Source organism: Bradyrhizobium sp. P5_C11_2 (assembly GCF_054049755.1).
Genome location: NZ_JBFULT010000746.1, coordinates 1 through 3,012, shown reverse-complemented (window position 1 = coordinate 3,012; position 3,012 = coordinate 1). Strand labels below are relative to the sequence as shown.

2 protein-coding genes are annotated in these 3,012 nt (G+C 66.4%); one reads left to right on the top strand and one right to left on the bottom strand.

All coding sequences use genetic code 11. The features are described 5' to 3' along the window. Positions 1-1,412, top strand: a 1,412-nt coding sequence (locus ACXJL8_RS37915; protein ID WP_456686697.1) for a glutamate synthase subunit beta, incomplete at its 5' end; no start/stop codon positions are given. Between the two features lie 139 nt (positions 1,413-1,551). Here the strand turns inward: ACXJL8_RS37915 and ACXJL8_RS37910 are convergent. Next, the coding region (locus ACXJL8_RS37910; protein WP_456686696.1) for an outer membrane beta-barrel protein at positions 1,552-3,012 on the bottom strand (1,461 nt) is incomplete at its 5' end.

Sequence of the window (3,012 nt, the reverse complement as noted above, 5' to 3'; positions counted from 1 at the left end):
ACCGCAAGTACTCCCCGGTCGCCGAGCGCGTGAAGCATTTCAACGAGTTCGTCGTTCCCTTGACCGAGAAGGAAACGCGCGACCAGGCCGCACGCTGCATGAACTGTGGCATTCCCTATTGCCACGGCACCGGCTCGGTCGCGCCCGGCACGCCCGGCTGCCCGGTCAACAACCAGATCCCCGACTTCAACGACCTCGTCTATCAGGGCAATTGGGAAGAGGCCTCGCGCAACCTGCACTCGACCAACAATTTTCCGGAGTTCACCGGGCGCATCTGCCCGGCGCCGTGCGAGGCGTCCTGCACGCTCAACATCGACGACAACCCGGTCACCATCAAGACCATCGAATGCGCGATCGTCGACCGCGCCTGGGACAATGGCTGGCTGAAGCCTGAAGTCGCCGCGGTCAAGACCGGCAAGAAGGTCGCGGTGATCGGCTCGGGTCCGGCCGGCATGGCCTGCGCGCAGCAGCTCGCGCGCGCCGGCCACGACGTGCATCTGTTCGAGAAGTTCGCCAAGGCCGGCGGCCTGCTGCGCTACGGCATTCCCGACTTCAAGATGGAGAAGGGCATCATCGACCGCCGTGTGGCGCAGATGGAAGGCGAAGGCGTCACCTTCCACTACAACAGCCATGTCGGCGCCGAGGGCAATGTCGATCCGCGCGAGCTGCTCAACGAATACGACGCGGTGGCGCTGACCGGCGGCGCGGAAGCCCCGCGCGACCTGCCGATCCCCGGCCGCGACCTCGACGGCATCCACTACGCGATGGACTTCCTGCCGCAGCAGAACCGCCGCGTCTCCGAGGAGCCGCTGGGCGGCGTCACCGAGATTCTGGCCGGCGGCAAGCATGTCGTCGTCATCGGCGGCGGCGACACCGGAAGCGACTGCATCGGCACCTCGCTGCGCCAGGGCGCCCTGTCCGTGACCCAGCTCGAGATCATGCCCGCCCCGCCCGAGCGCGAGAACAAGGGCCTGACCTGGCCGAACTGGCCGCTGAAGATGCGGACGTCCTCCAGCCAGGCCGAAGGCGCGATCCGCGAATATGCCGTGCTGACCCAGAAGTTCTCCGGCGAGAACGGCAAGGTCAAGAAGCTGCACTGCGTCCGCGTCGACGACAAGTTCAAGCCGATTGCCGGCACCGAGTTCGAGCTCGATGCCGAGCTGGTCCTGCTCGCCATGGGTTTCGTGCATCCCGTGCACGAGGGCCTGTTGAAGCTGCTCTCGGTCGAGCTCGACCCGCGCGGCAATGTCAAGGCCAACGTGCTGGACTACCAGACCTCGCGTCCCAACGTGTTCTCGGCCGGCGACATGCGCCGCGGCCAGTCGCTGGTGGTGTGGGCGATCCGCGAAGGCCGGCTGTGCGCGCGGTCGATCGATACGTTCCTGATGGGGAAGACGGACCTGCCGCGGTAGGTTTTCGCTTCACCGTCGGATTTATAAGAGCTGTCATCGCCCGCGAAAGCGGGCGATCCAGTATTCCAGAGACGTCAGTCGTAGACGGATAGGCTGCGGCGTACTGGATGCCCCGCCTTCGCGGGGCATGACAGCGGAATTAATTCTGCAGCCTCACCCCCAGCATCACCACCGTCCCCTGCGAGCTCGATCCCGGCTGGTTCGAGTTCAGGATGTCGTGGCGGAGCGTGCCCTTGATCCAGATGTTGCGGTTGAGCTTGTAGATCAGATTGCCTTCGAGCGAGTAGGTTTTGTCGTTGCGGTTCTGGTTCTGGTAGTCGTAGGTGCCGAAGGTGAACTTGCCGACGGCGGTCAGCCAGCGGCGGAAGTCGTGGTCGACCTCGGCGGCGTAGGTGTGCACCAGCACGCCGGAGGAGCCGGGGACCGTGGACTCCGCGATCTGCGTGTCGGTGGCGAATTTCACAGTGGTCAGGCCGCTCGCATTCCAGATCAGCGAGCCCGCGGTCAGGAAGCCCGCGAGCTGGCTCAGCCGCGGGTCGACATAGTTGCGCGCGGTATAGCCGACCGATATCTCGCCGGTGAGGATGCGCGAGAACTCGAAGGTCGAGCCGACCTTGGCATAGCCGCCGTTTGAGTCGCGGAAGTAGCCGTTGCGGTCGGCGGGCTGGTCGTGCACGCGGCTGTCGCCTTCGATCTCGACGAACGGCTTCAGCCCCGGCTTGAGGTCGTAGGAGAAACGGCCGATGCCGCCATATTGGTTGAAGTCGCGGTCATCGTTGCTGGACACTGTGCCGTCGGTGAGCTTGGAGTTCGTGTACGCCGTGCGGTCGACGGTGGCACCGGCCGCGACCTGGAAGCGGTTGAAGGTCTGGTCGAAGCCGAAGGTGCCGCCATAGCTGGCGTAGATCGGATATTTCAGCAGGCCGGCCTGCACGTTCGGGCTGCCGGGATTGTCGGTGGCGAGCCGCAGGCGCAATTGCGAGGTCAGCTTGAAATCGCGGGTGACGTCGACGCGGCCGTCGACATGGCCGGTGAAATCGGGGCGGTCGATCTCGACCGGCGACGGCGAGGCAAGGCCGTCGATCGTCGCCGGCATGTTGTTGGTGTAGCCCGAGAACGAGCCGCGTAAGTCAGCGACCAGCGCGTGGCGCTCCCAGTCGGACATCACGAGGAGATCGGGCGCGACCACGTAGGCCGGCGAGCCGACCGGCTTCTGGAGGCGCGCCGGATTGGTGTCGTAGCCGGCGGAGAGCTCGAGCCCGCCCTTGATCAGGAAGCTGCCGGCATAGTCGCCGACCGCGCCGAACGCATCGTCGTCGAGCTTGAGGCGGCGGCGCAGCGGCTGGCCCGGCACGGTGCCGGCCATCGCGCGCGGGATCGGCGCCTTGTTCGCAGTCTCGGAGGGCGGCGGCGCGATGCGCGGCGGCCCGAGCGTCCTGTCCGGTGTCGCGGGCGGCACCKGAGAGCCGGGACCGGCGGCACGCTTCGGCTTCGGTTGGCCCGGATAAAGCTTTGGCTGCTGCCGCTTGCGGTTGAGCGAGTCGTAGCCGGAGCTGCTCGCGCCATTGGCGGCCGGCAGGCCATAGGTCGGGACCTGACC